Source organism: Streptomyces litmocidini (genome assembly GCF_014649755.1).
Taxonomy (GTDB): domain Bacteria; phylum Actinomycetota; class Actinomycetes; order Streptomycetales; family Streptomycetaceae; genus Streptomyces; species Streptomyces litmocidini.
This window is the reverse complement of sequence record NZ_BMTQ01000004.1, coordinates 1-25004: the sequence shown is the minus strand read 5'-3', so window position 1 is coordinate 25004 and position 25004 is coordinate 1. Positions and strand designations below refer to the sequence as shown.

Genomic DNA, 25004 nt, shown 5'->3' with positions numbered 1-25004 from the left:
AACCGCTGGCGCCTGCGCCCGGCCCCGGACCACCATCATCCGTATGACCTGGTCCTTCACCGACAGCGCCGCGGTCTTCCGGGCCGCCGCCGCCGAGCACCTCGCCGCCGACCCCGTCCGCAACACCGTCGTGCTCACGCTCATGGACAGGGCCGGGCGGCTCGGCTGGTGGGAGGAGGCGGACGGCACGGTCACCGGCGTCCTCGCGGTGGCGCCGGCCGGCGTGCCCGCCCTCGGGGTCATGACGGAGGCGGCCGCCCGCGCGCTCGCCCTCCCCGGGGGGCTGCCCGGGGAGCAACCGACGCAGGTGGGCGGCGAGACGGCCGCCGTCGAGGCGTACGCGGAGGCCACCGGCCGCCCCTGGACACCCACTGTCCGGCTGCGGCTCTTCCGGCTCGGCGAGCCGACCCCGCCGGACCCGGCCCCGGCCGGCAGGGCGCGCCTCGCCACCGGGGCCGATGTGCCGCTCGTCGCCGCCTGGACGGGTGAGTACGCGGTGGCCATCGGGGAGGAGCCCGCCGAGGACTACACCGGCTTCGTCACCGAACGGATCTCCGAGGGACGGCTGTGGCTCTGGGAGGGGCCCGACGGCCGCCCGGTCTCGATGGCCGCCGTCTCCCGCACGACCGAGGGCCAGGTCCGTCTCCACCTCGTCCACACCCCGCCCGCCGAGCGCGGCCGGGGGTACGCGGCCGGTGTCACCGAGGCGGCCGGCCGGGCCGCGCTCGACGCCGGGGCGTCGCAGGTCCTGCTCTTCACGGACCTGGCCAACCCCACCAGCAACGCCCTCTACCGGCGCCTCGGCTACCGGCCGGTGACCGACCACCTCCGCGTGGCGTTCACCGGGCTCACGCGCTGACCGGCTCCCGCAGCGCCGCCGCGCCGCGCGCGAGGGACTCCACGCGCCCCCAGTCGCGGGCGGCGAGCGCGGCGGGCGGCAGCATCCACGTGCCGCCGACGCAGCCGACGTTCGGCAGGGCCAGGTAGGCGGGGGCGGAGCCGGGGGAGATGCCGCCCGTGGGGCAGAAGCGGGCCCGGGGGAGCGGGCCCGCGAGGGACTTCAGGTACGGGACGCCGCCCGCCGCCTCGGCCGGGAAGAACTTCATGTCCTCGACCCCGCGTTCGACGAGGGCCACGACCTCCGAGGCCGTCGACACCCCCGGCAGGAACGGCACGCCGGAGTCCCGCATCGCGCCGAGCAGCCGCTCGGTCCATCCCGGGCTGACCAGGAACCGCGCCCCCGCGCCCACCGCGTCCGCGACCCCGGCCGCCGAGACGACGGTGCCCGCGCCGACCACCGCCCCGGGCACCTCGGCCGCGATCGCGCGGACGGCGTCGAGCGCGGCCGGGGTGCGCAGGGTGACCTCGATCAGCGGCAGCCCGCCGGCCACCAGGGCCCGGGCCAGGGGCACGGCGTCGGCGGCGTCCTCGATCACGACGACGGGGACGACGGGGACGTCACGGCCCCCCGGGGCAAGCCCGAACACGCTCGTCATGGGCGTCATCCTGCCCAGGACGAGCGACACCCGCAACGAGCGTTGCGGAGGACGCAACGCCGGTGCTAGTGGATCTCGTCCACGAGGACGTCGAGCGTCCCCGCCTTCCCGCCCTCCTCCACGACGTACCGCAGATCCCGCAGCGCCTCCACCAGCTCCGTCGGCGAGCCCGGCTCCGCGCCCGCCTCCAGGAGGCTCCGCACGATCCGGCCCTTCGTCGCCTTGTTGAAGTGGCTGACCACCTTCCGGGTCGGCGCGTGCAGCACCCGCACCGTCGCCGTCCGGGCCGCGACCTCCCCCTTCGGCTTCCACGCCGACGCGTACGCCGACGAACGCAGGTCCAGGACGAGACCGTCCCCGGCCGCCTCCGGCAGCACCGAGGCCATCGCCCCCCGCCAGTGCGCGCCGAGCGCCCCGAGACCGGGCAGCTTCACCCCCATCGAGCAGCGGTACGACGGGATCCGGTCCGTCACCCTCACCGCGCCCCACAGCCCCGAGAACACGAGCAGCGAGCTCCCCGCCCGCTCCCGGGCCGCCGCGTCCAGGGTCGCCAGCCCCAGCGCGTCGTACAGCACGCCCGTGTAGACCTCCCCGGCCGGGCGGGCGCCCGCCGTCCGCAGCTCCGCGTTCTTCGCGACCTCGCCGCGCAGCCCCTCGCTCAGGCCGAGCACCTCGCGCGCCTTCTCCTCGTCGGCGGCGCACAGCTCGACCAGCTCGTCCAGGACCGCCGCCCGCGCCTCCGCGAGCCCCGGCAGGGACAGCGATGCGGGCTTGAGCGGCGCCCCGCGCCCCGAGGAGGCCTTGCCTTCGGAGGGCGGCAACAGCACGAGCACGGTGGTTCTCCTTCGTCCGTACGGGGAGGGGGTGCGGCCCCGACGCTCCAGCGTACGAGGTCCCGGACCCCGCCCTCGCCCGCGTGATCCGGTCCCCGCCCCCGTACGGGTTTCCCCGTACGAGGTGCCGCGCCCCGCCCCAGCTCATACGCTCGGTCCATGCCCCGCCGCCACCTCCACGTGACCGGCGCAGCCGAGGCTCCGCTGCGGGCCGCCCTGCGCGCACTCCGTACCGAGCTCGCGATCCCCGAGGCCTTCCCGCCCGCCGTCCTCGCCGAGGCCGAAGCCGCCGCCAAGAACCCCCGGCTCCCCTCGTACGACGCCACCGACCTGCCGTTCTTCACGGTCGACCCGCCCGCCTCCACCGACCTCGACCAGGCCGTGCACCTGGCCCGCCGGGCCGACGGCGGCTACCGCGTGCACTACGCCATCGCCGACGTCGCCGCCTTCGTCACCCCCGGCGGCGCGATCGACGCCGAGGCCCACCGGCGCGTGCTCACCCTCTACTTCCCCGACGGCAAGGTCCCCCTCCACCCCGCCGTCCTCTCCGAGGGCGCCGCCAGCCTGCTCCCCGGCGAACCCCGCCCCGCCCTGCTCTGGCGCGTCGACCTCGACGCCGAGGGGCGGAGGGTCGCGACCGACGTCCGCCGCGCCCTCGTCCGCAGCCGCGCCAAACTCGACTACGCGGGCGTGCAGCGGCGGATCGACGACGGGACCGCCGAGGAACCGCTCGCCCTCCTCCGCGACATCGGCCGGCTCCGCGAGGCCCTCGAAGCCGAACGCGGCGGCATCTCCCTCAACGTCCCCGAGCAGGAGATCGTCGAGCGGGACCACACCTACACCCTCGAATACCGGGCCCCGCTCCCCGCCGACGGCTGGAACGCCCAGATCTCCCTCCTCACCGGCATGGCCGCCGCCGACCTCATGACCGCCGCCGGCACCGGCATCCTGCGCACCCTCCCCACCGCCCCCGACGGCGCCGTCGCCCGGCTGCGCCGCTCCGCCCACGCCCTCGGCGTCGACTGGCCGCACCACGTCTCGTACGCGGACGTCGTCCGCTCCGCCGACCCCACGAACCCGCGGCACGCCGCCTTCCTCCAGGAGTGCACCACCCTGCTGCGCGGCGCCGGCTACACCGTCTTCACCGACGGCCACGTCCCCACCCCGGCCGTGCACGCCGCCGTCGCCGACGAGTACACCCACGTCACCGCCCCGCTGCGCCGCCTCGTCGACCGGTACGCGGGCGAGCTGTGCGTGGCGGCCGTCGCCGGGGACGAACCGCCCGAGTGGGTACGGACCGCGCTGCCCGCGCTGCCCGGGGAGATGGCCACCGGCGCCCGCCGCGCCAACGCCGTCGAACGCGAGAGCGTCGACATCGTCGAGGCGGCCCTCCTGAAGGAACGGATCGGCGAGGTCTTCGACGCGTACGTCATCGACGTGAAGGAACGCGAACCGGCCGTCGGCACCGTCCACCTGGAGGACCCGGCGGTCGTCGCCAGGATCGAGGGCGGCGGGACGGGGCTCCCCCTGGGGGAGTGGCTGCGCGTCAGGCTGGCGGAAGCGGACCCGGGGACGGCGAAGGTCCTGTTCGCGCCCGCGTGAGCGCCTCGTACAGGGCCTCCGGGTCGTCGGCGTGCAGACGGACCAGCCGTACGGGACGGGGCGCGCCGAGCAGCCGGGGCGCGTCGACCGGCCCGGTCAGCTCGATCGTGACGGAGGTCCGGGAGCCGACGGCGAGGTTCAGCTCGCCCTCGGCCCTCTCGTGCGAGAAGCGCGGTTCGCGGCGGACGGCCGCGATCCGGTCGAGCGGGACGGCCACGTCGAGGTGCGCGCCCTGCCGCAGCCTCAGGACGTCCCCGGCGAGCGTGTGCGGCCGGGTCACGGAGGCGGCGTGCAGCCCCAGGACGAACAGCACGGCGTAGACGTCCAGGACGAGGAAGACCGCGTGGACGAAGGGCCACTCGGCCAGCAGGTACGACATGCCGACCGTCTCGACCACGCACACGAACGCGAAGCCGTACATCAGTGCCGCCTGGTCCCGGCCGTGCGGGAACACCCCGTCCGCGCCCGCCACCCCGTGCGGCCGCCGCGCGACCCAGCGCCCCAGGCTCGCCAGCAGGCGGAGCTCGTGCCCCAGGAGTCGCAGCGCGGGCCCGGGCACCAGCTCGGCCACGACGGCCCGCCGGGAGAGCCCCCGCCTCCGCAGCCGCGCCCAGGCCACCGCCTCGGCGGCCGACAGCCCCAGGACGAGGGCCTCCCCGACGAGCAGCACGGCCCCGGGCATCCGTACGCCTCCCAGAAGACAGAGGACGAGCACGAGCTCGGCGGGCAGCACGGCGTACGCGACCCCGCGCAGCAACCGCAGCCCCCGCCCGCGCGCCGGCGCGCCCACAGCGCCACCGGCCACCCGCTCGGCCCCCGGCTCCGCCACGGTCTCCGGCTCCGCCACGGTCTCCGGCTCCGCCACGGTCCCCGGCCCCGTCACGGTCCCCGGCTCCACCACGGCCCCCGGCCCCGTCACCGGGCCACCCGCCCCGTCAGGCCCCCGCAGCATCCGTGCGTCCGTCATCGACCCGCCCCCCTCCTCCCCCTGGAACGGCGTCTCTCCCGTCCCGTCGCTCCCGCACCAGCTCGATCGCACGCCGCAGCGCCGCCCACTGGGCCGGCGCCAGGTCCGCGAAGAAGGCGCCCGCGAGGCCGTCGGAGAACTCCTCCGGCAGCCCCGCGACCATCCCGTCCGGCAGGACGGCGGCCAGGGCGCGGGCGGCCTCCTCCACCCGGGGATCACCGGGCGCCGCGTCGACGAGGGCGTACAACTCCCGCGCGCTGCCCGCCACCCCGTGCATCAGCTCCATCAGCCGGGCCCGCTCCGCGTCGGGGACGACGGTGTCCAACAGGGCCAGGATCTCCCGGTCCTTCGCCGCCGTCGGGGACCCGGGCAGCTCGCCCACGTCCGCCAGCAGCGCCGCCAGCTCCGGCGACACGGGCCCCTCGGCGGGCAGGCGCCCCGCCCGGGCCTCGGCGAGGAGCGGGGCGAGGCGCTCCCGGCGCTCGCGGATCACCGCCTCCTGCCGGGCCAGGTCGTCCGCCAGCTCCTCCAGCACCTCCACGAGCTCCCTCCCCTCGTCGCCCGCGAGCACGTCCCGCACCTCGTCGAGCCCGAGCCCCAGCTCGGTCAGCCGCCGGATCCGGGCGAGCAGCACGGCGTCCCGCACCCCGTACTCCCGGTACCCGTTGGCCCGTCGCCCCGGCTCGGGCAGCAGCCCCGACTGGTGGTAGTGCCGCACGGCCCGGGGGGTGACCCCGACGAGCGCGGCGATCTCGCCGATCCGCATGCGCCCAGTAGAAACCCTGACGCGGCGACAAGGTCAAGCGGTCGCCCGGGGCCGTTCCCCGATCGGAGGGACGGCCGAATTCCTCCCCGTCGGCAGGTAGCATGGTCGGCACGGCAGACGAGCCGGGCGGACGGCCGCGTGGAGATCCCCGGATCTCCCCGAGGAACGTCCGGGCTCCACAGAGCAGGGTGGTGGCTAACGGCCACCCGGGGTGACCCGCGGGACAGTGCCACAGAAAACAGACCGCCGGGGACCTCGGTCCTCGGTAAGGGTGAAACGGTGGTGTAAGAGACCACCAGCGCCTGAGGTGACTCAGGCGGCTAGGTAAACCCCACCCGGAGCAAGGTCAAGAGGGGACACCCCGGTGTCCCTGCGCGGATGTTCGAGGGCTGCTCGCCCGAGTCCGCGGGTAGACCGCACGAGGCCGGCGGCAACGCCGGTCCTAGATGGATGGCCGTCGCCCCGACGACCGCGAGGTCCCGGGGCACAGAACCCGGCGTACAGCCCGACTCGTCTGCCCCCTAAGCCCCTGACCAGGGGCTTAGCTCATTTCTGGGCCCGATTCCGGCTCGCTGGGGAGAATCTGGGGAGAATCACTGGCCGGGGAGGCCATCCAGGACCCGAGCGCCGCCAGCGCGCGCTTACCGGACTTCGGCATGAAGTGCACGTAGGTCCGCAGCGTGAACGCCGGATCGCTGTGCCCCAGCCACGACGCCAGCTGCGTGATGGTCTCGCCCTCCGCCAGGACGATGCTGGCGAACGTGTGCCGGGTGACATGGAAGCCGTCCTCGCGCGGCATGGCCCACGTCACCCGCCGCCACGGCTGCTTGCCCTTCCCCTGGACGTACTCGACCTCCGGGGCCGGGATCACGCCAGCCGCAGCAAGAGCCGGCTTCCACAACCGGTCGTCGAAGTACGAGCGGTTCATCGCGCCGCCGCTCACACCGGACGTCCTGGCGGTCGTGACGAGCAGCCGCACCGTGCGAGTCGGGCGCTTGTCCCAGTCCAGGTTCGGCCGGTCGGGATCGACCCAGGGCAGCGTCACCTCGACGGGCGGGTGGGCCGCCGCGTACTCCTTCACCGCACGGGCCAGCTCCGGCGGACACGGCGCGGTCCGGACCTTGTTCCCCTTCGGTGGCGCGAAGGCCAGCTTGCCGCCCACCCGGACCACCTGCCGGGTCACCGCGATCTCGTCGTCGTCCTCGATGTCGTCCAGCGAGAACCCGAAGCACTCGCCCTGCCGCAGGCCGGCGCCCACCGCCAGGTCCAGCAGAATCTGGTAGCGCTCCGGCAGCTCGGTTCTCACCGCGGCGACCGTCTCCCTCGGCCAGGCCTTCGCCTTCAACGGGGGAGCGGACGGCGGGGAGAGATCCTCGTCCCTGAACGGGTTCTCCGGGATCCGCTTCGCCTTGTGCGCCGCCTGCATGATCGACGAGAAGTGGCGCCACGTGGTGCGCACCGTGTTGACGTCGATGTCCTGCTCCACCCTGGTGAGCCACGCCCGGATTTCGTCGTGCCCGATCCGGTTCAGGGACAGGTGCCCGCAGTGGGGAAGGATGTGCCGGAAGACGCGCGGCTGCATCGACTGCTTCGTGCCGGGCGCCTTCCGCAGGTTCGGCCACCAGTGCTTGCGGACGTACTCGTCGAGGAGCATGTTGCCGTCGCGCGGGTCGTAGAACGTGCCCCGCGTCGCGTCGGTCGCCGACGCCTTCAGCCAGGCCTTCGCCTGGGCTTCCTTCTCGAACGACCGGTCGCGCACGCCGGGGATGCCGGCGACACGCCATCGCTTTCCCTGGCCATGCCGGGCTGTCTTGACGCGTGTCGACCGGCCTGTGACTGGGTCCGCCGGACCCTTCTTAAACCAGCGGTCCTCGATGTACCCGGGCATGGGGGACTCCTTCCAGTTGCGGCGAGTCGAATCGGACGACTTCGCCCCGCCAGAGCTGGAACCACTGTCCACCAGCCACGATCATGCTGGCGGCGGAGTTGAGTGCGGCCACCCCCTCGGGCACGAAAAGGCCGCGGGCGAGTTCGTATCGAACCCACCCTCGCCCTTCGAGTACGCGTACCGGGGCGTCTTCCGGGAGGTCTTGGAGTTCGTAGCTGACGGAGAGCACAGACCTACCCCCGTAGGGCCAGGCAGGGTGTGGGGGTCCCCTGGGGCGTATGGGTGAACAGGCAACATATCGCCACGACGCCTGGTCTTCAACGGTCTGTTGTGGATCCGTTTCGATCCGTATCCGGCGACCCCCGTCCCGAGGTGATCAGCCCTCGTCGCGCTTGGCGCGCTCGTCCGCTTCGATCATTGCCTGCCAGCGGCGGCGCTCGGAGCGCCCCATGCCGGCGAGGTGGGCGACGATGACGCGGATGTCGTCGTCGTAGCCGGCGAGTTCGGTTGCTTCGTAGTCGAGGTATTGGATGGCTGCGGCTCGCTGCACTACGGCCAGGGGCTTTTGCAGGCCTGCCGCCAGGGCCCTGAGCCGGTCGGGGGTGGGTGCGGTGGTGACCGCATTGGTGGCCATCTTCTGGAAGTACGGCTTGGAGAGTTCGTAGCCGGCCGCCGAGGCCCGGTCGGACATCTCCTGGTAGGAGACGCCTCGGCCGTCGTCGTTGACGCTGCGGACCATCTGGGACAGCACGTCGCGGTCCATGTCCCTGGCCAGGCTGTCGGGGATGTCGTGCGAGGGGGTGGTGCGGTTCTGCCCGGGGGCTGACGCCTCCATGCCGCTTTCTCCTCGGATCTCGTTCACCACGGGTGTCTCTCGTCCGGACCGTCCTGATCCAGCAAATCGCAGGTCAGGCCGTACAACCTTCTCGCTTCGAAGACGAAGCGTCTACAGGTTGATGCTACAGCGGCGCCCTCTTGGCGAAAACTTCACATTCAGCCGTTCGGATCGGTAGACGACACGTCTCCGGTGTGCTTCTATGTTCACACCGAGAGCCGAACTGTTCCGATCGGGAGACGGTGAGAGTGCGTTATGAACTCCGCAGCAAGCAGACCCTCCGGTGGGTCATGGACCACCCTGGACGGGGAGTCCCCTTCTCGACCCGCACTCTCGCCACCGAGATCGGTCGCCACCACTCGCTCATAGGTCACCTGCTGACCGGTGAGCGCCGGCATGTCGAAGCCGACGCCGCGCAGGCCATAGCGGAGGCCGTAGGGGTAGCCCTGCTGGTCCTCTTCGCGCCCCCTGCGTCTCCGAATCAGAACGGCCCGACTCCGGAGAAGTAGCAACCCCCGCCAGGGGTCGACCGGCCCCCAACCAGAGAGGCATCCAGTGTCCGAGAAGGCAAAGCTCAGCATCCCGGCCCCGCCCGAGGGATACGTCTGGGCCCAGGACTACCGCGCCGCCGACGGCCGGATCGTTCCCGGCATCGCCAGTCGGCTCGGGATCACCTACCACACGTACCGGAAGTGGCGGATGCGCGGAGAAACCCCGCCCACCGTCCTCATCGGCAAGCGGCTGGCGGCCCGCATCGAGTGGGTCGAGCAGTTCAACGCCAAGCGGGAGAAGGAGGCGCTCGACGCCTTCAACGCCACCGTCCAGGACATCGAGTACTCCATGCGCCCGGCCGAGAGTCGCCTCGCCGCCTAGAGCGGTATGCGGGCCGCCGCCGGAGGTCGTAGCCCGACGGTCGGCCCTAGATCCACCCCTCAACCATCAGTCATTGAAAGGGGCTTCCCATGCGGAAATCCTACGTCGTCCTCATCGGCGACACCCCCACCCACACCGCTTCCTCCCTCGACTCCGCCCAGAACGCCGCGCTGACGGCTCACTTCCAGTACCTGCCGGCCGAGAACTACGACACCCGGTGGGACGAGTACCAGCCCGGCGAGGTCTGGCGGCTGATGTCGCGGCACAAGGACCGCAAGGGGCGCCACTCCTGGACCGGCCGCGCCGTCCACGCCGTCGAGGTGATCGAGGAGGGCAGTTTCCGATGATCGCCCTCCGCCTCACCCCCGTCCCGATCCCGTACCGGGTCGCCGAGATGGTGCTCGACACCATGCCGGAGTCTGTGTGCCAGGCCGCGATCGACGCGGAGAACGCGCTCCGCGAGATCGGCCGCCTCCGCCCGCTCGCCTCCGACGAGGACCGGCAGGACCACGAGGGCGCCCTCGCCGAGCTGGCCCGCGCCAACAAGACGCTCGCCGCCCACCACCCGGCGTTCGTCGAGCGAGGTGCAGCGTGAGCGCCGCCGACCTCGAGCGCCTGGACGTGCCGCTGCCCGAGCTGCTGGCGGCTCTCCGCCCCGGCTGCCTCGCCGAGCAGGCCCACCAGCTGGACACCTTCGACGCCGCCTTCGCCCGCCTCGCCTGCGAGCACGGCGACCGCTGCTCCACCGAACTCGACTACCCCGGCTGGACCCCTGGGAGGGCCTCGTGAAGAACGAGTACGCCGAGTCCGCCGCTTACTTCAAGCGGGCGACCGCCGGCCACCAGGTGACCGTCCTGCACGAGGACGGGCTCTACCGCCACCTCCGCTTCCAGACTCCCGGGAACGGCAGCTCCTACGGCTACGACCTGATCACCTGGCCGTACAACCTCGTCATCCGCGGTGGCTGGACGTTCACGTTCAGCATCGACGCCACCGAGGACATGCTCGACCTGTTCCGCCGGACCTCCTTCCCCGGCAAGATCAACCCCGGCTACTGGCAGGAGAAGGTCACCGCCGGCCGCGACCAGATCGAATCGTTCTCCGAGGAGCTCCTCAAGAAGGAGATCGAGGACACGGTCCAACAGTGGGAGCAGGACTCCCCGGCGACCGGGCTGCGGGAGGCCGTCCAGGAGCACTTCTTCGGGGAATGGCCCGAGTACAACCTGGAGTACCGCGAGGAAGCCAACCGGGCGCTGTACGACTTCTCGTTCACACCGAAGAACGCCAAGCCCGGCGACTCTCCCTACGTCTTCGACGACTGGTCCGAGTGGCGCCTGACCGAGTTCTCGCCCGGCTTCCTGTGGTCCTGCCACGCCATCCGGCACGGCATCGAGCTGTACGACGCAGCCCGCAAGACCGAGGCGGTGGCCTCGTGACCCGCCCCAACACCCCGGACCGGATCAACCAGGACGGCTCCAAGACCATCACCACGAAGCGGGCCTGCAACGGCTGCGGCCAGCTGCTGGGCGACATCAACAACGCCGAGATGAGTGCCGCTATCGGAGGCCGCCCCCTGCCGGACGTCCGCCGCGAGTGCCCGTCTTGCGGACCGACGGCCCCGGCGCCGGCGTGCGTGCCGACCACGGTCGTGGCTGGCGACATGCTCTGCCTCGACTACGAGTGCGACCACGACGCGGCCGACGGCGAGTACTGCACCGAGGTCCGCGAGGAGCGAATCTGCGACACGCACTCCATCTCGGCAGCCAGCGAGACCGGATGGGACGAGATCACCCACGCCGAACCGTGGCCCTGCCGGTTCACCACGGCGGCCGTCTCGTGACCCGCGTCTGGCTGCAGCTCGCCGCCGGCGCCGCCGCATCCCTCGCCCTGCTGGCCCTCGGCCGCCACCTCTCCAAGGAGTCCGCGTGAAGCTCATGGTTCAGATAGGGGACGAGATCATCCCGCTCGCCCAGTGCTTCTGGATCCGCACCAGCCCCGACGGATGCGTCTGCAGCAGCAGCCACGGCGACACCGCCATCACTGCGGCCGACGCCCACAAGGACTTCACCCCGCGGCAGCGCGACCGGGACCGGGAGCTGAAGGCCGGCTGGACGATCCGACTCGTCACCCGCAAGCAGTGGGACGAGCAGGCGGCCCCCTGCATCAAGAGCACCTGCGAGCACCGGAAGCAGGCCGCAGCGTGACCGGCTACCTGCGCTGCCCGGCGCCCAACTGCGAGCACCACACGTACATCACCACCAGCAGCAGCGCGGCCGAGGAGATCACCGACCATCTCGTCGCCAGGCACGGATTCCCCGAGGTGTCCGCCAGCTACCAGGCGCAGATGCTCCTCCCCATCACCGGCCCGGCCTCCCGCGCCGCCTGAACTCGCCGGGCCCAGCAGTGACCCGACCTGCCGGCCCGGCGGCACAACCCCCAGCAGGACGCCCCGTCGAGGCGAATTCGACGGGGCGCACCCCAAGCATCCCAGAAAGGGACCGAAGTGACCGTCTCCCTCTGCCACCACAGCCACATCGTGCTCCCCCCGCACGGATCGATCTTCCATCCCAGCGACTGCACCCGATGCGGCATGACCTGGGACGCCATCCAGACCGAACTCCGCCGCCAGGAGGAGGCTCTGATCGCCGGGACCGCCCGCGATGGGAGCTGCCCGAACTGCTCGCGGCAGAAGCGTCTCTACCGGTTCCAGCCGTCCGACAAGCCGTGGACGCCGATCGGCTACGAGGAGCCCGTCAGCTTCCTCTGCGTCGACTGCTGGAACGACGCGGCCCAGGCGGACAACGACATGTTCCTCGTCCCCTAACCCACCCCAGACCGGCGCGTCGAGCCTCCCCCGGCTCCGCGCCAGCCAGGGCCCGCCCACCCCCGAAACGGGGCGGGCCCTGGTTCCTCACACCCTCAGGAGCCCCAGTGCCCAACCGCCCGATCGCCTTCATCGACACCGAGACCACCGGCCTCGACCCTCGTAGCCACGACGCCTGGGAGATCGCCGTCATCATGCGGCACCCCGGTCACCCCGACCTGGAAAACCTCTTCCAGCTCCGCACCAGCCTCGCGCTCGCCGACCCCAAGGCCCTGGAGATCGGCCGCTACAAGGAGCGGTTCGTCGTCCCCGACAGCGAGTTCGCCATCGAACTGCCCACCGCAACATGGGCCGCGACGGCCGTTCTCACCGAGGCCGACCTCATGCACAGCCTCGCGGCTCTCCTCGACGGCGCCACGCTCGTTGGATCGAACCCCGCCTTCGACGACCGGTTCCTGACCAAGCTGTTCAACGAGGCCGGCCTGCCGCCGCGCTGGCACTACCGCACCGTCGACATCGCGACCATGGCCGTCGGCCACCTGTACGGCCAGGCGTACACGCTCACCAAGCAGAACTGCGACGCCGAGTACTACGGCCGCGCCGACAGGCTCCTCGCCGACGGCTGGCGTTCCTACGAACTGTCCCGGCTCATGGGCGTCGAGCCGCCGAACAGCCTCGACGCGCACACGGCGCTCGGCGACGCCCGCTGGGCCCGCGACGTGTACGACGCCATTACCAAGGCCGACGCCTTCTACACCGCGACCGACGAGCAGCTCGTCGAGATGGTCCTCGGGCCCCGCTCCCAGGACGGCGCGGCGTGACCGCCGCCGGGGGCGAGGTCGAGCCCGGCCTGTACAACATCCCCGCCGAGCTGTATCACCAGGACCCCATCCCCGGCGGCAGCCTCTCCTCCACCGGCATCCGGCGCCTCACCGACTGCCCCGCCCGCTTCAAGCATTTTCTCGACCACCCCGAGCCCTACAAGCCCGCCTACGAGTTCGGCACGGCGTTCCACACCCAGATCCTCGGCGACGGGCCCGAGCTGATCGTCATCGATGCCGATCTCTGGAACACCAAGGAGATCAAGGCCGAGGTCGCCGCGATCCGCGCCGCCGGCAACGTGCCCTTGAAGCGCGAGGCCAAGCAGCGGATCGACGACATGGCCGAAGCCCTCGCCTCCCACCCGGAAGCCTCCGAGCTCCTCACCCCCGGTTCCGGAGTCGCCGAGATGTCGGCGTTCTGGCCCGACCCCCGCGGCGTGTGGCGCCGAGTCCGCTTCGACTGGCTGCGACCCGACGGCATCACCGACCTGAAGAGCACCACCTCGGTCCACCCGGAAGCCCTCAAGCACACGATCGAGAAGTGGGGCTACCACCAGCAAGACGCCTGGTACCGGGAGACCGCGATCGAACTCGGGATCATCCCGCCGGACGGCTTCTTCAAGTTCGTGTTCCAGGAGAAGCAGGCCCCGTACCTGGTGCAGGTCGTCGAGCTCGACTTCCCCGCCCGCGTCATCGGCTCCGAGCTCAACAACCGCGCCATCCGCACCTACCTGCACTGCATGGCCACCGGCGAGTGGCCCGCCTACAGCGACACCACCACGTACCTCTCGCTCCCCCCGTGGGCCGAGCGCAAGTACCTCGAGGAGAACTCGTGAGCCAGCTGCCCCCGCCCGTCCGCCGGGCCCAGCCCCAGCAGGAGCCCGCCGATACCACGGCGATCGCGTTCCGGCCCGCCAGTAAGAAGGGCCGCGGCGCCCGCATCTCCATCCAGGGTGTCGCCGGCTCCGGGAAGACCTGGACCAGCCTCAGCATCGCCCACGGTCTCGCCGCCGGGAAGAAGTTCGCGGTCGTCGACACCGAGCACGAGTCCGCCTCCCTGTACTACGGCATCAACGGCATCGGGTTCGACTCGTGCCCCATGGACCGGTACGACCCGCGGGACCTGATCAAGGCCCTCGAGCAGGCGGCGGCCGCCGGGTACGGCGTCATCGTCATCGACTCCCTCACCCACTTCTGGAAGGGCACCGACGGCACCCTCGCCCAGGTCGAGAAGGCGGCCGGCCGGTTCGGCGGGAACAGCTTCGCCGGCTGGAAAGACGGCACCCCGCTCCAGAACGACATGGTCGACGCTCTCCTGTCCTACCCGGGGCACGTCATCGCCACGATGCGGTCCCAGACCGAGTGGGTGCTGCAGGAGAACGCCCGCGGCCGCCGCGAGCCGGTGATGGTCGGCATGAAGGCGGAACAGCGCAAGGGCATCGAGTACGAGTTCGACGTCGTCGCCGAGATGAACGTCGAGAACCGGCTCCGCTTCCTGAAGTCCCGCTGCCCGGCCCTGCACCAGAAGGCCTTCGACAAGCCCGACGGCGCCCGCGACATCGCCGAACCCGTCCTCGCCTGGCTCCGCAGCACCCCCGCCCACTAGCTGGCCGCAAGTCCCGCGTAACAAATCGCGGCCACCCCCAAAGAACTAAGGCACCAGAACCCCGCGCCCGGAAGGACCCGCCATGACCCGCCGCCTCTCCCCGGCTGAGCGTCTCGCCTCCGCCGAGAAGGACCTGCTGCTCGAAGACATCGCCGACCAGTCGAGCTGGGACCGGTTCCTCGTCGAGCAGGCCGTCTTCCACTACGGCACCCGCCACGACGAGTGGTCGGCCAACGACATCCGCGACGTCCTGCCCGAGCTCGCCCACGGCTTCCTCGGCGCCGTCATCAACTCGCTGCGGTCCGCCCGAATCATCGAGCACACCGGCCGGGTCGTCCCCTCCACCCTCGACTCCACCCACGGCCACCGCCTCGCCCTGTGGCGCCTGAGCGTCAAGGGCCTGGTCATAGCCGAGCAGCGCCGTACCCGGGCCCAGCAGGCGAAGCCCGCGGCATGAGCTTCCGACGCTTCCGGCGCCGTCAGGAACGCACCTGCAGTCGAGAGCTCGCAGCCGTCCGGATCCTCGACGACCTCCGCCGATGGCGCGACGCCCACAACCGGCGCACCTGCCGGGCCATCTGGCAACTCCCCACCTACCAGCCCACCCGGAAGGAGACCGGACAGTGACCCGCAAGACCCCACCCCAGCACGGAGAGCGCCGCTGCTACCTCCGCGGCTGCCGGAAGCCCGAGTGCGAGGCGGCGAACTACCGGTACATGAGCCGACTTCGTCTCGACCACGTGCAGGGGCGCCCCCGGCGCACCACCCCGGACACGGCTGTGAAGCACCTGAACGCGCTCCTCGACCTCGGATGGACTCAGGCGCAGATCTCCCGCATCTCCGGCGTCAACCACCGGGTACTCGGCTCTCTCCTTCGCGGCACCTACCGCAGCACGAACTGCAGCGTTGAGAAGCGCGTGCTCGCCGTCGCCATCACGGCGCCGCCCGCCGACGACCGGGACACCGACTCGACCGGGACCATCCGGCGAGTCCGGGCTCTCATCGCCATCGGCTACTCCGGAGCTTCGATCGCCGCTGCCGTTGGAGTCCACCGGGACGCACTCAACGTGATCGCCCGTGGAGACCGCACTGCCGTCCGAGTCGCCACCGCTCAGTCCATCGCCCGGGTGTACCGCAAGCTCAGCGGTACTCCCGGCCCGTCCGAACGCGCCAGGGCCATGGCTGCCCGACGGGGCTGGCACAGCCCGATGGCTTGGGGTGACGACATCGACGACCCCTCCGCCGAGCCCGAGATCGACATCGTCGAGCCGGCTGGACGCAACGAGCTCGGCGCCTACCGCCGCCGCGAGATCGCCCACCTCGCCTCCTTCAACGTCCCCGAGCACGAGATCGCGGACCGCCTCGGCATGGCCCGCACTTACGTCCACGACCTCATCCGCGACATGGGAAAGGCTGCCTGATGCCCCGCCACGACAACGACGCGCTCACCGTCATGGACTGGTTCTGTGGAGCTGGCGGATCCAGCCAGGGCGTCCACGCTGTCCCCGGCGTCCGCGTCGAGCGCGCCGCAAACCACTGGAAGCTCGCCATCGAATCGCACGCCGCGAACTTCCCCACGACCAGCCACTACCAGGGCGACATCCGTAAGGCGCCCGTCTGGGACTGGCCCGTCACCGACATCTTCTGGGCCAGCCCCGAGTGCACCAACTGGTCTGTCGCCAAGGGCAAGAAGCGGGACTTCGTCGGCGCCATGCAGGGCAGCCTCCTCGACCTCCTCGCCGCCACCGACGAGGACGACGAGCCGTCCGCCGAGGAAGAGTCCCGCGCCCTCATGGAAGAGGTGCCGCTGTACCTGCGCGGGGTCATCGAGCGCGGAGGCCTCGTCAAGGCCGGCATCGTCGAGAACGTCACCGACGTCCGCGCCTGGGACCAGTGGGACCGGTGGATCGGCGAGATCCACAAGCTCGGGTACCGCACCCGGATCATCGCCCTCAACTCGATGCACGCCTCCCCGCGGTCCGTGCACGCCGCCCCGCAGTCCCGCGACCGCCTGTACGTCGGCTACTGGCACGAGTCCCTCGGCCGCACCCCCGACTGGGACAAGTGGCTCCGGCCCCGCGCCTGGTGCTCGACGTGCGACACGCACGTCCAGGCGATGCAGGTGTTCAAGGACCCGAAGCGCGACATGGGCCGCTACCGGCAGCAGTACGTGTACCGCTGCCCGAACGCCCGCTGCCGCAACCAGATCGTCGAGCCCGAAGCGCTCCCGGCAGCCGCCGCGATCGACTGGTCCATTCCCGGCCAGCGAATCGGCGACCGAGCCAAGCCCCTCGCCGACAAGACCATCGCCCGCATCGAGGCCGGGCTCAGGAAGTTCGCCCGGCCGGTACCGATGATGGTCCCCGCGGGAGGGACCTGGCGCGACGCGGCCGTGTCGGTCGCCGAGCCGATGCCAGCCCGCACCACCCGCGAGAACGACGCCCTGATGGTGCCGCCGCTGATGGTCCCTGTCGAAGGCAGGGACGGGAAGAACGCGGCCTCCGCCCACACCCCACTGCGCGCCATGACGACGCGGAACGAGACCGGGCTCGCCTGGCTGCCGTTCATCGCCGAGCTCCGCGGCGGCGGCAGTGTCGCCCGCCCGGTGTCCGAGTCCCTCGCCACGGTGACCGCTTCCGGCAACCACCACGGCCTCGTCGCTCCGGCGGCCATGGTGATGCGGAACAACGGCAGCAGGGGCGACGGCGGCGAGCACTGCACCACCCCGGCCGAACCGTTCCGGACCATGACCACGGCCGGCCACCAGTCGCTCCTCACCTGGGAGCACATGCTCGTCCCCTACTACGGCAACGGGACGCCCCGCGGGGTGAACGAGCCGATCGGCGCGCTCACCACCCGCGACCGGTACGCCCTCGTCAAGGGCGAGATCCAGGTCGATGACGTCCTCTTCCGGATGCTCGAACCCCATGAGATCGGCCGCGCCATGAGCTTCGGCGACGACTACATCGTCCTCGGCAACAAGCGCGACAAGGTCCGCCAGTACGGCAACGCCGTCACGCCGAACGCCGCCGAGATCCTCGTCTGCGCCCTCGTCGAAGCCGTCACTGGCGAACAGATCGAGCGGCATGCCGAGCCCAGCTTCGCGGCCGTCGCCTAGACCACCCACCCCTGTCTCGCGAGGAAGAGAAGCCGATGACCTTGGACGCCATGTACTGGGTGTGGAACCACTCCCGGTCAAAGGGTGCAGGCCGTCACGTGATGCTCGCCTGCGCCAACTGGATCACGACCGAAGACTGCACGGTCCGCGCGAGCACGACGGACCTCGTCCGCTTCTCCAACGCCGCGCGCTCTTCCGTCGTGGCTGCCGTCGACGCGCTGCTGAAAAGCGGCGAACTGCAGCTGCTCGAACCGCACCAAGGAACGCGCGCAGCGCTCTACCGGCTCCCCGGAGCTGTCGGCTACGTGCGACCCGAGGGCGGCTCTAGGGGTACGAAAACCGGACCCCTGGAGCCGTTCCAGGGATCCGGAAACCGGACCCCTGAGGGCGAGCAGGGGTCCGGAAACGAGACCCCTAGCAAATCCGCTAGTGGTCCGAAAAACGGACCCCAGGGGTCCGAAAACCGGACCCCTAGTGGTCCGGAAACCGGACCCCATAACCAATACCAGGGGAACCATGAAGAAGAAGAAGCTTCTTCTGCCGCCCCGGCTCGCGAGATCAGCAGCGAGGACAAGCTCGAGTTCGGCCGCTTCTGGGCGCTCTACCCGAAGAGCAAGGACTACGAGAAGACCCTCGAGCAGTGGACCGCTGCCGTCATGGCCGGCGTCGACCCCAAGCACATCACCGCAGCCGCCGTCGCCTACGGGCGCGAGAAGGCGGGCGAGGAATGGCGCTACATCAAGTTCTCCGCCAACTGGCTCAAGGCCCGCGGCTACGAGGACAAGTACGCACCCGAGCCGCCCGCGGGCAAGCCCCGCCTCCATGCCGTCGGCGGCAAGCAGCACCAGCCCTTCCAGGCCACCACCACGCCCGACGCCTACGCGAACGGATTCTGACCATGCTCGAACCGCAGCGCCTCGGCGGCGAGAACCTCATCGCCCGACTGCAGGCCCGCCTCGAAGCCCGCGGCCTGGCCGCTGTCGAACCCGGCCCCGTCGACAACGCCCCCACTCCCGACGAGCCCGGCCACCCCGAGTACCACCGCCGCCGCCGGGCCGACTGGGCCCTGCAGCGCTGGACCACCGCCACCCCCTTCCGCTACCAGAACGCCACCGCCACCCACCCGCAGGTCACCGCCTGGGCTGACCAGGTCGCCGCCGACCCCCGCAAGGCCGGCTTCCTGTTTCTCACCGGCTCGTTCGGCACCGGCAAAACCCATCAGGCCTACGGCGCCCTCCGACACATCGCCGAAGCCGGGCCCGAACGCTACGAGGTACTCGCCCTCACCGCCCCCGACATGTACGCCCTCATGCGGCCCGGCGGCAGCGAGCAGGGGCCCGAGTACGAGGTGAAGCGGCTCATGCGCATCCCGCTGCTGCTCATCGATGACCTCGGCACCGAGAAGATCAGCGAGTTCACCGAGGAAGCCACCTATCGGCTCCTGAACTACCGCTACAACGAGTGCCTTCCGCTGATCATCACCAGCAACCTCCCGGCCCGCGACGAGAACGGTCCCGACCTCAACGACCAGCTCGGCCAGCGGATCACCTCCCGCCTGTCGCAGATGACGACCGTCGTGCCCATGAACGGCTTCGACCGGCGGCGAGGCGCCGCATGAGTGACGACTTCAGCACCGAGGACATCGCGGCCATGCGCCGCGAGGGCGACCTGTCCAGCTTCCTCCGCGAACAACTCCGGGCTGGCCGAGCCCAACGCGCCCAGCCCTCCGTCCCGGCCCCCAGAAGGCCAACAGGGCGCCCGCCCGGCGCCTGGCCCACCGGGATAGCCCCCGCGACGCCCCCGACCGTCCAGTACCCCGCCAGCGCCTGGACCGCCGCCCTCGACGACTACCGCCGCTGGCTCATCACCGCCGACCACCCCGAACGCGAAGACCCCAACCAGACCTGCGGCTGCCCCAGCTGCCAAGCCCTCGCCTGAAAGGACCCGTCATGACCATCCGCCCCAACGCTCCGATGCCCGACAGCATCCGCCACTTCATGCGCGCCGGCCAGCACCCCGCCCGCTCCGTCGCCTGCCCCCACTGCGAAGCCGCCGCCCACCGCCCCTGCCGCGTCAAGTCCAGCGGCCGCACCCTCCCCGACATCCACCCCGCCCGCCGCACCGTCTGGGCCGAGACCACCGCCTGCTGCCCCCACTGCCAGGTCGCCCCCGGAACCCCCTGCCACACCGACGGCATCCCGCTCCCCGACCAGGTCCACGCCCGCCGCTACCTCGAAGCAGAGGAGATGGCCGCGTGAAGATCCGCACCGACATCGCCGACCTCGTGACCGCCGGCCACACAGACGCCTCCATCGCCCGCCGCCTCGGCTGCGGCCGCGGCACCGCCAACGAGACCCGGCGGGCCCTCGCCGCCCTCGACCGCCTGTACGCCGAGGAAGTCCCGACCGGCCAGGTCCGCGACTACCGGCCCGAGCGAATGCCGACCTCGCCCGCACAGCAGGCCGCCAACCGGGCCCGACTCCTCGAAGCCCTCGCCGCCTGAGCCGCCCTCGGCATCACCGACGACTACCACCCCGCCTAGGAGAACCCCGTGCCCGACCACGACGACCCGACCATCGCCCGCATGTACGACGCCATCGAATACGCCCGCTGGCAGAACCTCGCCGACGCCCTCAACGGGCTCACCGAATGGGGCGCCAACCCACTCCTCGGCCTCGAGGACCAGTTCGCCGAGCAGCTCGGCACCACCGGCATCACCGTCCTCGACCCGGCCGAGGACCACCACACCTACCGCCTCCGCTACCGGCCCCCGTTCGGCGAGGAGCGCGGGCGTGACGGCGGCCGCGGCTGGATCGTCGAGCGCCGCGACACGCCCCGTTCCGCCTGACATGCCGCAGGCCGCCCCGCATGCCGGAAACAAGCGGGGCGGCCCTCGGTCAGACCCTACCCACCGAAGGAGCAACACCCATGGCCGATCAGCCCGTCCGCAAGCTCACCGTCACCGAGCACGACCGCGCCTGGCACGCCATCGAAAGCGCCACCGGCGAACCCGACGCCGACCCCGGCACCGTCCTCGCCGCCGTCCTCCACGCCCTGCGCATCGAGGCGCCGACCGCCGAGGACGAGCAGGCCTACGTGCTCCGCAAGCGCGCCAGCCAGGCCCCGAGCAAGAGCTACGAGGAGCTGGAGGCCGAGTGCCTGGCCGCGATGGCCGACGCCGACATCGCGTCCCACCCCAGCCGGATCTGAACACGCCGTCCGCCTGATCCCCGCCGCTGTCTGCCGGGCCGCACGCCACGGCCCGGCCCACCCCAAGGAGCCACCGCATGACCGACCAGCCCGCCGACCAACTCGCGCTCCGTGATCGGGTCGCCGAGACTCTGGCCCGCTCCGACGGCTGGGAGTGGGCAGCAGCCAACTTCAGCAGCCTGTCGACGCCCACGACCGACCGCTACCGCAGGCAAGCCGTGGCCGTACTGGCCGTCCTTGCCGCCGCCGGGATCCGGGCCGCCGCCCGCCAGACCGGACAGCAGCCGGACAAGGCCCCGTGGCACGCCGACGGACGCCACGGACCCACCCCCGAGGAGGCCGAGCAGTTCATCCGGCACATGGCCACCGAGCACCCGGCCGCCGCGCACTCCTGCGGCAACTGCGACGGCATCGACCCGGGCACCTGCCTCGCCAACCCCGAGCGGACCGCCAGCGTGCCGGACCCGACCACCGCCGACGACCCGGTGCAGCTCCGCTGGGGCCTCGGCGACGTCCTCCACGGCGACGACGACACCGTCACCGTCTGCCTCTCCGGGCCGGACCGGGAGCCGTACTGGCTGGGGCTCGACGCCGACCGGGCCGCCGCGCTGCGCGACGACCTCGCCGGGCCCTACAAGGAAACCCGGTGCGCGCACTGCGGTCTGGAGATCGAAGACCGGGGGCACCCGTTCATTCAGGAGCACAGCAACTGGTACTCGATCTGGGTCCATGTCCCGGGCGGGTACAGCGTCTGCTTCCCGCAGCAGGGTGCCGCGAGCACCCGCGCCACCCCCGCCGCCGGGCTGGACGCCGCCCAGCCGGCCAACGACCAGGCCCGGCCCCCGCGCGAGCAGTGGCGCGTCGAGATCTACGACCCGCTGGCCAAGGAGTGGGCCCCCGGCGTCGCGTTCTCCGACCGCGACCGTGCCGCCGAACGCCTCGACGCCGTCCCGACCTACTCGCCCCGCTGGGGCACCGACACCCCGCCACAGCGCCGCCTCGTCCGCGAGACGACCACCTGGACCGTCGAGGAGGACGAGACCCGATGACCGACGACCTGACCCGCGGCTTCATCACCCGCCGCCTCGCCAGCGACCACGACGCCATCCTCCGAGACGCCCGCCACATCGCGGAAAGCTGGGACCTCTACGTGAAGGCCCTGGAACGGAGCCCCGACACCACCACCAGCAGCGAGCCCGTCCGACTCGCCGAGTACACCGCCCGCCTGATCCAGTCCACCGCCAGCCACGACGCAGCGCGCGAGATGGCGGCCGTCTTCCTGGAGGACGAGACCCGATGACCCACCCCGCTCACCCGCTCCGCGCCAAGCACGCCGACACCGACCCGGTCCACGCCGCCCGCCCCATCCGCGCCGGCGGCCACAACACCGCCTGCCTCATCTGGCTCGACCCCGAGGCCCCCCACCAGTGGCTCCCTGACGCCACCGCCGTCACCTGCTCCGCCTGCGAGCGGGCCCTCGCCCGGAAGGCCGGCCGATGACCCAGCCCGCGCCCGGCAGCGAGCCGGACACGACCGGCAACCCCTACGCCCACGCCGACGACCAGCACCCCGAGCGGCCCGTCACCGAGATCGAGACCGGGGAGTACCTGTGACCCAGCCCAGCCCCGCCGACGAACGCCTGGAGGCCGTTCGCAAAGCCCACGACAAGTTCGTCGAGCACGCCAAGAACTGCCCCGGGTGCGCCACCTCGCTGGAGATCGGGACGTGGCTGGCACATCGATGCCCGACTGGCAAGCGCATGAGCTGGGACTTCTACAACACCGCCTGGCCCTCGAAGCCGTCAGTTCAGAAGGACACACAGACTTCCTACTCGCAGCCCACCCTGTGGCCCGACAATCCGGCCGACCTCGGCGACGACCTTCAGCACGCCAACAGTCGGCCCGTCTACACCCTCGCCCCTGGGGAGTACCTGTGACCCAGCCCGAGCCCGCCCAGCCCCGGCACACGGCCGCCCTCCGTCGACGCGTCGCCGAAGCCCTCGCCGGACACGCCGGATCCAAGGCCTTCATCGCCAAGGGCCACGAATGGGAGCACGCCCGCAGCGCCTGGTACGCCCATGCCGACGCCGTCCTCGCCGAGCTGAAGCGCGAGCTGGACGCGTTCGCCGAGTACGAGAACACGATCAACTGGATGACGACGTGCCTGTCCTGCGCGCGGGTGCTCGACTCCTTGATCAGGGAGACCGAGCGTGCCGAATGGGCCGAGGCCGAGCTCGCCGAGAACGCCGGCATCCTCCAAGCCCTCCGCCGCCAGCGCGACCAAGCCGAAGCCGAACGGGACGCCCTGAAAGGCCACCTTCAGTACCTCCTCGACCGCGACAACCACGGCCACCTGTACATCCACCCCGACAGCCCCTGCGACCACTGCACCCGGCTCGCCGCCGCCCGTGCCGCCCTCGACCCCAGCTGACCGGCAGACCCCCGCACAACCCCCAGACACGGGCGCCCCACCCCCGGGGCGCCCCGCACCACAGGAGCCACCGTGACCACGATCCAAGAACCCCTTTGGCACGACGGCTGGGAACAGGAAGCCGACGCGAAGGCCGGAGCCCGCCGCCGGCGCCGCCGCTGGGCGAAAACCGTGCCCGCCGACCACGGCCGGCCCTGCACCAGACCGCAGATACCCACCCACCGGCCCGTCGTCAACGTCATCCGGAGCATCTGATGGTCCAACTCACCGAACGCGAGAGGGCAGTGGTACTCGCTGCGGCCGACGGCTCCTCGTACCGCGACCTCGCCTGTCAGTGGGGCATCGCAGAGATCACCGTGCGCGGCTACGGGCATCGCGCGATCCAAAAGCTCGGCGCCCGGAGCATCGCCCATGCCGTCTTCCTCGCCTGCCGGGCCGGGATCCTTGACGGCCGGCCCCGGCGCCACGGTGACCACGCCGGCTACGAAGCCCACCGCCGCCGCGGCGAAGACCCGAAGCAGTGCAAGCCCTGCTGGATCGGCGAACAAGCCCACAAGCAGGCCATGAAGAAGCGAGCCCGCACCTAGAGCTAGAGCAGAACAGGCCCGAGAAAGCCCCTGAAGGCCCCTCTCGCGCCCGAACTCCCGCCTGGTGCACTCCGGGAAGCCGGGTGTCGAGAGCGTCAGCGAGGCGCACGGCCCCGCCGATCGCCCAACTGCCCCGCCCGTACAGCCGCAAGGAGACCGCCGTGAACGACCTCGACACCTGCCTCCGCTGCCACCGCGACCTCCGCGACCACGAGACCGGCAGGTACCTGTGCAACCCGTGCGAGGACCGGACAGCCGTCCATCTCGGCGCCATCCCCGGCCTGTTCGCCCAACTCGACCAGCACCTCGCCCGCGGCAACAGCAACGGGCCGGCCGTCTCCGGCAGCAAGACCGCACCCGCCCCCGTCAACCTGTCCGTGCTCAACATGCAGACCGAACGCGGCCCCATCCTCGCCCCGCTGGAGACCTGGGTCCGTGATTGGGAAGAAGGCGGGTACGCCGAGGTCAACGAAGCCGGCACCGTCACCAACCGCCTGGCCCACGCCTGCCGGACCCTCCGGTTCAACCTCGCCCGTGCCGCGGCCCAGCATCCGGCCGTCGACGAAATGGCCGACGAAGTCGCCTCGATCTGGCGCACCCTCAGCCGCACCGTCACCGGCGAGCAGGCGCCCCGCCGGATCGCCGTCACCTGCCCCTGCCAGCAGACCCTCCGCATCACCCTCGACACCCGCGGCGAGACCTGCCCCGGCTGCCGGACCGAGTACGGGCACAGCGAGATCCTGCGGCTCCCGCTCGCCGACCGGAGGGCCGCGGCGTAACCGACCACCTACCCGACCGACCAAGACCCCCTACCGAGCCTCGGCAGGGGGTCTCGCGTACCCATCCACCGCCCCCGGTGCCTCGGGGGCTTAGTCATGAACGGAGTTACTCCATGCTCGCACTCATCCAAGACCTTCCGCCCGGCGCAGCACTCTTCGCCGTCATCGGGCTCCTCGCCTTCCTTGTCGCCTGCCGAGCCGTCGTAGCCTGCTGGCTCGGCCTTACCGCAATGCGAACCTCCGACCCGCGGGATCTCCCCAAAGTCCTTGCTGCAGTCCGAACTGTCGTGGATACCGCGTTCCGCCTGCGCCGCTAGGAGATGTCCGGCCGATCATGTGACTACTCCGCCGTCGTGTCGTTGATGTGGA

39 protein-coding genes and 1 other RNA gene are annotated in these 25004 nt (G+C 71.5%); 34 read left to right on the top strand and 6 right to left on the bottom strand.

What is annotated here, in order from left to right; genetic code table 11:
* Positions 1 to 43 precede the first annotated feature (43 nt).
* Positions 44 to 859, top strand: coding sequence for a GNAT family N-acetyltransferase (locus IE180_RS09690; RefSeq protein ID WP_190156420.1), 816 nt, complete (start codon positions 44 to 46; stop codon positions 857 to 859).
* Here IE180_RS09690 and eda read toward each other — a convergent pair.
* Positions 849 to 1496: a bifunctional 4-hydroxy-2-oxoglutarate aldolase/2-dehydro-3-deoxy-phosphogluconate aldolase gene (gene eda / locus IE180_RS09685; RefSeq protein WP_190156419.1), complete on the bottom strand. Its 648-nt coding sequence runs from the start codon at positions 1494 to 1496 to the stop codon at positions 849 to 851. The two genes, IE180_RS09690 and eda, sit on opposite strands and share 11 nt — an antisense overlap.
* Positions 1497 to 1561: 65 nt before the next feature.
* Positions 1562 to 2329, bottom strand: a complete 768-nt coding sequence (yaaA, locus tag IE180_RS09680) for a peroxide stress protein YaaA (RefSeq protein ID WP_190156418.1) — start codon at positions 2327 to 2329, stop codon at positions 1562 to 1564.
* Positions 2330 to 2488: 159 nt separating this feature from the next.
* Here yaaA and IE180_RS09675 point away from each other — a divergent pair, with 159 nt between their 5' ends.
* The gene (locus IE180_RS09675) at positions 2489 to 3931 is read left to right on the top strand and encodes an RNB domain-containing ribonuclease (RefSeq protein ID WP_190156417.1); all 1443 of its coding nucleotides are present in this window, start codon (positions 2489 to 2491) and stop codon (positions 3929 to 3931) included.
* Here the strand turns inward: IE180_RS09675 and IE180_RS09670 are convergent.
* Both IE180_RS09670 and IE180_RS09665 read right to left on the bottom strand, forming a co-directional pair.
* The gene (locus IE180_RS09670; RefSeq protein WP_308434391.1) at positions 3876 to 4898 is read right to left on the bottom strand and encodes a hypothetical protein; all 1023 of its coding nucleotides are present in this window, start codon (positions 4896 to 4898) and stop codon (positions 3876 to 3878) included. The two genes, IE180_RS09675 and IE180_RS09670, sit on opposite strands and share 56 nt — an antisense overlap.
* Positions 4867 to 5664: a MerR family transcriptional regulator gene (locus IE180_RS09665; RefSeq protein WP_190156416.1), complete on the bottom strand. Its 798-nt coding sequence runs from the start codon at positions 5662 to 5664 to the stop codon at positions 4867 to 4869. The genes IE180_RS09670 and IE180_RS09665 overlap by 32 nt, the downstream gene beginning before the upstream one ends.
* 118 nt (positions 5665 to 5782) lie before the next feature.
* On the opposite strand from IE180_RS09665, the gene rnpB reads away from it, so the two are divergent.
* Positions 5783 to 6181, top strand: an RNA gene (rnpB, locus tag IE180_RS09660) — RNase P RNA component class A.
* 24 nt (positions 6182 to 6205) lie between these two features.
* Here rnpB and IE180_RS09655 read toward each other — a convergent pair.
* Both IE180_RS09655 and IE180_RS09650 read right to left on the bottom strand, forming a co-directional pair.
* Positions 6206 to 7552 carry a tyrosine-type recombinase/integrase gene (locus tag IE180_RS09655; RefSeq protein WP_190156415.1) on the bottom strand — a complete coding sequence of 449 codons (1347 nt, stop codon included), beginning with the start codon at positions 7550 to 7552 and terminating at the stop codon, positions 6206 to 6208.
* A gap of 376 nt (positions 7553 to 7928) precedes the next feature.
* Positions 7929 to 8417 (bottom strand): hypothetical protein, encoded by a 489-nt coding sequence (locus IE180_RS09650; protein WP_190156414.1) that lies wholly within the window; start codon positions 8415 to 8417, stop codon positions 7929 to 7931.
* A 525-nt stretch (positions 8418 to 8942) separates the two neighbouring features.
* Between IE180_RS09650 and IE180_RS09645 the strand changes: the two genes are divergently transcribed.
* From IE180_RS09645 to IE180_RS09495, 31 genes are all read left to right on the top strand, one after another.
* Positions 8943 to 9260 carry a hypothetical protein gene (locus IE180_RS09645; RefSeq protein WP_190156413.1) on the top strand — a complete coding sequence of 106 codons (318 nt, stop codon included), beginning with the start codon at positions 8943 to 8945 and terminating at the stop codon, positions 9258 to 9260.
* Positions 9261 to 9349: 89 nt separating this feature from the next.
* Positions 9350 to 9607, top strand: a complete 258-nt coding sequence (locus IE180_RS09640; protein ID WP_190156412.1) for a hypothetical protein — start codon at positions 9350 to 9352, stop codon at positions 9605 to 9607.
* Positions 9604 to 9855 (top strand): hypothetical protein, encoded by a 252-nt coding sequence (locus IE180_RS09635; RefSeq protein WP_190156411.1) that lies wholly within the window; start codon positions 9604 to 9606, stop codon positions 9853 to 9855. Before IE180_RS09640 ends, IE180_RS09635 begins: the two co-directional genes overlap by 4 nt.
* Positions 9852 to 10049: a hypothetical protein gene (locus IE180_RS09630; RefSeq protein ID WP_190156410.1), complete on the top strand. Its 198-nt coding sequence runs from the start codon at positions 9852 to 9854 to the stop codon at positions 10047 to 10049. The genes IE180_RS09635 and IE180_RS09630 overlap by 4 nt, the downstream gene beginning before the upstream one ends.
* The gene (locus IE180_RS09625) at positions 10046 to 10696 is read left to right on the top strand and encodes a hypothetical protein (protein WP_190156409.1); all 651 of its coding nucleotides are present in this window, start codon (positions 10046 to 10048) and stop codon (positions 10694 to 10696) included. Before IE180_RS09630 ends, IE180_RS09625 begins: the two co-directional genes overlap by 4 nt.
* Entirely contained in the window at positions 10693 to 11100 is a 408-nt protein-coding gene (locus IE180_RS09620) for a hypothetical protein (protein ID WP_190156408.1), read from the top strand. The genes IE180_RS09625 and IE180_RS09620 overlap by 4 nt, the downstream gene beginning before the upstream one ends.
* 85 nt (positions 11101 to 11185) lie before the next feature.
* On the top strand, positions 11186 to 11464 hold the full coding sequence (locus IE180_RS09615; RefSeq protein WP_190156407.1) for a hypothetical protein: 279 nt from the start codon (positions 11186 to 11188) through the stop codon (positions 11462 to 11464).
* Entirely contained in the window at positions 11461 to 11646 is a 186-nt protein-coding gene (locus IE180_RS09610) for a hypothetical protein (RefSeq protein ID WP_190156406.1), read from the top strand. Before IE180_RS09615 ends, IE180_RS09610 begins: the two co-directional genes overlap by 4 nt.
* Before the next feature lie 117 nt (positions 11647 to 11763).
* Positions 11764 to 12084 carry a hypothetical protein gene (locus IE180_RS09605; RefSeq protein WP_190156405.1) on the top strand — a complete coding sequence of 107 codons (321 nt, stop codon included), beginning with the start codon at positions 11764 to 11766 and terminating at the stop codon, positions 12082 to 12084.
* A gap of 107 nt (positions 12085 to 12191) precedes the next feature.
* Complete coding sequence (locus IE180_RS09600; RefSeq protein ID WP_190156404.1) at positions 12192 to 12905, top strand: 3'-5' exonuclease; 714 nt, start codon at positions 12192 to 12194, stop codon at positions 12903 to 12905.
* Positions 12902 to 13741 carry a PD-(D/E)XK nuclease-like domain-containing protein gene (locus IE180_RS09595; protein ID WP_190156403.1) on the top strand — a complete coding sequence of 280 codons (840 nt, stop codon included), beginning with the start codon at positions 12902 to 12904 and terminating at the stop codon, positions 13739 to 13741. Before IE180_RS09600 ends, IE180_RS09595 begins: the two co-directional genes overlap by 4 nt.
* Positions 13738 to 14511: an ATP-binding protein gene (locus IE180_RS09590; RefSeq protein ID WP_190156402.1), complete on the top strand. Its 774-nt coding sequence runs from the start codon at positions 13738 to 13740 to the stop codon at positions 14509 to 14511. Before IE180_RS09595 ends, IE180_RS09590 begins: the two co-directional genes overlap by 4 nt.
* Before the next feature lie 82 nt (positions 14512 to 14593).
* Positions 14594 to 14968 (top strand): hypothetical protein, encoded by a 375-nt coding sequence (locus tag IE180_RS09585; protein ID WP_190156401.1) that lies wholly within the window; start codon positions 14594 to 14596, stop codon positions 14966 to 14968.
* The gene (locus tag IE180_RS09580) at positions 14965 to 15138 is read left to right on the top strand and encodes a hypothetical protein (protein WP_190156400.1); all 174 of its coding nucleotides are present in this window, start codon (positions 14965 to 14967) and stop codon (positions 15136 to 15138) included. The genes IE180_RS09585 and IE180_RS09580 overlap by 4 nt, the downstream gene beginning before the upstream one ends.
* A complete protein-coding gene (locus tag IE180_RS09575) occupies positions 15135 to 15932 on the top strand; it encodes a hypothetical protein (RefSeq protein WP_190156399.1) in 798 nt (265 codons plus the stop codon). The genes IE180_RS09580 and IE180_RS09575 overlap by 4 nt, the downstream gene beginning before the upstream one ends.
* Positions 15932 to 17629, top strand: a complete 1698-nt coding sequence (locus IE180_RS09570; RefSeq protein WP_190156398.1) for a DNA cytosine methyltransferase — start codon at positions 15932 to 15934, stop codon at positions 17627 to 17629. The genes IE180_RS09575 and IE180_RS09570 overlap by 1 nt, the downstream gene beginning before the upstream one ends.
* 35 nt (positions 17630 to 17664) lie before the next feature.
* Complete coding sequence (locus tag IE180_RS09565) at positions 17665 to 18525, top strand: hypothetical protein (RefSeq protein ID WP_190156397.1); 861 nt, start codon at positions 17665 to 17667, stop codon at positions 18523 to 18525.
* Positions 18526 to 18527: 2 nt separating this feature from the next.
* Positions 18528 to 19247, top strand: a complete 720-nt coding sequence (locus IE180_RS09560) for an ATP-binding protein (protein WP_190156396.1) — start codon at positions 18528 to 18530, stop codon at positions 19245 to 19247.
* Complete coding sequence (locus IE180_RS09555) at positions 19244 to 19567, top strand: hypothetical protein (protein ID WP_190156395.1); 324 nt, start codon at positions 19244 to 19246, stop codon at positions 19565 to 19567. The genes IE180_RS09560 and IE180_RS09555 overlap by 4 nt, the downstream gene beginning before the upstream one ends.
* A gap of 11 nt (positions 19568 to 19578) precedes the next feature.
* Positions 19579 to 19887, top strand: a complete 309-nt coding sequence (locus IE180_RS09550) for a zinc finger domain-containing protein (protein WP_190156394.1) — start codon at positions 19579 to 19581, stop codon at positions 19885 to 19887.
* Complete coding sequence (locus tag IE180_RS09545; protein ID WP_190156393.1) at positions 19884 to 20132, top strand: helix-turn-helix domain-containing protein; 249 nt, start codon at positions 19884 to 19886, stop codon at positions 20130 to 20132. Before IE180_RS09550 ends, IE180_RS09545 begins: the two co-directional genes overlap by 4 nt.
* Positions 20133 to 20180: 48 nt before the next feature.
* Complete coding sequence (locus IE180_RS09540; RefSeq protein WP_190156392.1) at positions 20181 to 20477, top strand: hypothetical protein; 297 nt, start codon at positions 20181 to 20183, stop codon at positions 20475 to 20477.
* 80 nt (positions 20478 to 20557) lie between these two features.
* Positions 20558 to 20839 carry a hypothetical protein gene (locus IE180_RS09535; protein ID WP_190156391.1) on the top strand — a complete coding sequence of 94 codons (282 nt, stop codon included), beginning with the start codon at positions 20558 to 20560 and terminating at the stop codon, positions 20837 to 20839.
* 77 nt (positions 20840 to 20916) lie between these two features.
* Positions 20917 to 21888 carry a hypothetical protein gene (locus IE180_RS09530; RefSeq protein ID WP_190156390.1) on the top strand — a complete coding sequence of 324 codons (972 nt, stop codon included), beginning with the start codon at positions 20917 to 20919 and terminating at the stop codon, positions 21886 to 21888.
* The gene (locus tag IE180_RS09525) at positions 21885 to 22139 is read left to right on the top strand and encodes a hypothetical protein (protein WP_190156389.1); all 255 of its coding nucleotides are present in this window, start codon (positions 21885 to 21887) and stop codon (positions 22137 to 22139) included. Before IE180_RS09530 ends, IE180_RS09525 begins: the two co-directional genes overlap by 4 nt.
* Positions 22136 to 22339 (top strand): hypothetical protein, encoded by a 204-nt coding sequence (locus tag IE180_RS09520; protein WP_190156388.1) that lies wholly within the window; start codon positions 22136 to 22138, stop codon positions 22337 to 22339. The genes IE180_RS09525 and IE180_RS09520 overlap by 4 nt, the downstream gene beginning before the upstream one ends.
* 109 nt (positions 22340 to 22448) lie before the next feature.
* Entirely contained in the window at positions 22449 to 22775 is a 327-nt protein-coding gene (locus tag IE180_RS09515) for a hypothetical protein (protein WP_190156387.1), read from the top strand.
* On the top strand, positions 22772 to 23269 hold the full coding sequence (locus tag IE180_RS09510; protein WP_190156386.1) for a hypothetical protein: 498 nt from the start codon (positions 22772 to 22774) through the stop codon (positions 23267 to 23269). Before IE180_RS09515 ends, IE180_RS09510 begins: the two co-directional genes overlap by 4 nt.
* A gap of 72 nt (positions 23270 to 23341) precedes the next feature.
* The gene (locus tag IE180_RS09505) at positions 23342 to 23524 is read left to right on the top strand and encodes a hypothetical protein (protein ID WP_190156385.1); all 183 of its coding nucleotides are present in this window, start codon (positions 23342 to 23344) and stop codon (positions 23522 to 23524) included.
* A complete protein-coding gene (locus IE180_RS09500) occupies positions 23524 to 23856 on the top strand; it encodes a helix-turn-helix domain-containing protein (RefSeq protein ID WP_190156384.1) in 333 nt (110 codons plus the stop codon). The genes IE180_RS09505 and IE180_RS09500 overlap by 1 nt, the downstream gene beginning before the upstream one ends.
* A gap of 161 nt (positions 23857 to 24017) precedes the next feature.
* The gene (locus tag IE180_RS09495) at positions 24018 to 24635 is read left to right on the top strand and encodes a hypothetical protein (protein WP_190156383.1); all 618 of its coding nucleotides are present in this window, start codon (positions 24018 to 24020) and stop codon (positions 24633 to 24635) included.
* Positions 24636 to 25004 lie beyond the last annotated feature (369 nt).

Bases quoted from the DNA above. Each gene is read 5' to 3' on its own strand.
- IE180_RS09560 (WP_190156396.1), top strand. From the start codon at position 18,528: ATGCTCGAACCGCAGCGCCTCGGCGGCGAGAACCTCATCGCCCGACTG.
- IE180_RS09550 (WP_190156394.1), top strand. From the start codon at position 19,579: ATGACCATCCGCCCCAACGCTCCGATGCCCGACAGCATCCGCCACTTC.
- IE180_RS09535 (WP_190156391.1), top strand. From the start codon at position 20,558: ATGGCCGATCAGCCCGTCCGCAAGCTCACCGTCACCGAGCACGACCGC.
- IE180_RS09555 (WP_190156395.1), top strand. From the start codon at position 19,244: ATGAGTGACGACTTCAGCACCGAGGACATCGCGGCCATGCGCCGCGAG.
- IE180_RS09580 (WP_190156400.1), top strand. From the start codon at position 14,965: ATGAGCTTCCGACGCTTCCGGCGCCGTCAGGAACGCACCTGCAGTCGA.
- IE180_RS09520 (WP_190156388.1), top strand. From the start codon at position 22,136: ATGACCCACCCCGCTCACCCGCTCCGCGCCAAGCACGCCGACACCGAC.
- IE180_RS09635 (WP_190156411.1), top strand. From the start codon at position 9,604: ATGATCGCCCTCCGCCTCACCCCCGTCCCGATCCCGTACCGGGTCGCC.
- eda (WP_190156419.1), bottom strand. From the start codon at position 1,496: ATGACGAGCGTGTTCGGGCTTGCCCCGGGGGGCCGTGACGTCCCCGTC.
- IE180_RS09670 (WP_308434391.1), bottom strand. From the start codon at position 4,898: ATGACGGACGCACGGATGCTGCGGGGGCCTGACGGGGCGGGTGGCCCG.
- IE180_RS09585 (WP_190156401.1), top strand. From the start codon at position 14,594: ATGACCCGCCGCCTCTCCCCGGCTGAGCGTCTCGCCTCCGCCGAGAAG.
- IE180_RS09530 (WP_190156390.1), top strand. From the start codon at position 20,917: ATGACCGACCAGCCCGCCGACCAACTCGCGCTCCGTGATCGGGTCGCC.
- IE180_RS09565 (WP_190156397.1), top strand. From the start codon at position 17,665: ATGACCTTGGACGCCATGTACTGGGTGTGGAACCACTCCCGGTCAAAG.
- IE180_RS09690 (WP_190156420.1), top strand. From the start codon at position 44: ATGACCTGGTCCTTCACCGACAGCGCCGCGGTCTTCCGGGCCGCCGCC.
- IE180_RS09525 (WP_190156389.1), top strand. From the start codon at position 21,885: ATGACCGACGACCTGACCCGCGGCTTCATCACCCGCCGCCTCGCCAGC.
- IE180_RS09655 (WP_190156415.1), bottom strand. From the start codon at position 7,552: ATGCCCGGGTACATCGAGGACCGCTGGTTTAAGAAGGGTCCGGCGGAC.
- IE180_RS09665 (WP_190156416.1), bottom strand. From the start codon at position 5,664: ATGCGGATCGGCGAGATCGCCGCGCTCGTCGGGGTCACCCCCCGGGCC.
- IE180_RS09640 (WP_190156412.1), top strand. From the start codon at position 9,350: ATGCGGAAATCCTACGTCGTCCTCATCGGCGACACCCCCACCCACACC.
- IE180_RS09570 (WP_190156398.1), top strand. From the start codon at position 15,932: ATGCCCCGCCACGACAACGACGCGCTCACCGTCATGGACTGGTTCTGT.
- IE180_RS09675 (WP_190156417.1), top strand. From the start codon at position 2,489: ATGCCCCGCCGCCACCTCCACGTGACCGGCGCAGCCGAGGCTCCGCTG.
- IE180_RS09500 (WP_190156384.1), top strand. From the start codon at position 23,524: ATGGTCCAACTCACCGAACGCGAGAGGGCAGTGGTACTCGCTGCGGCC.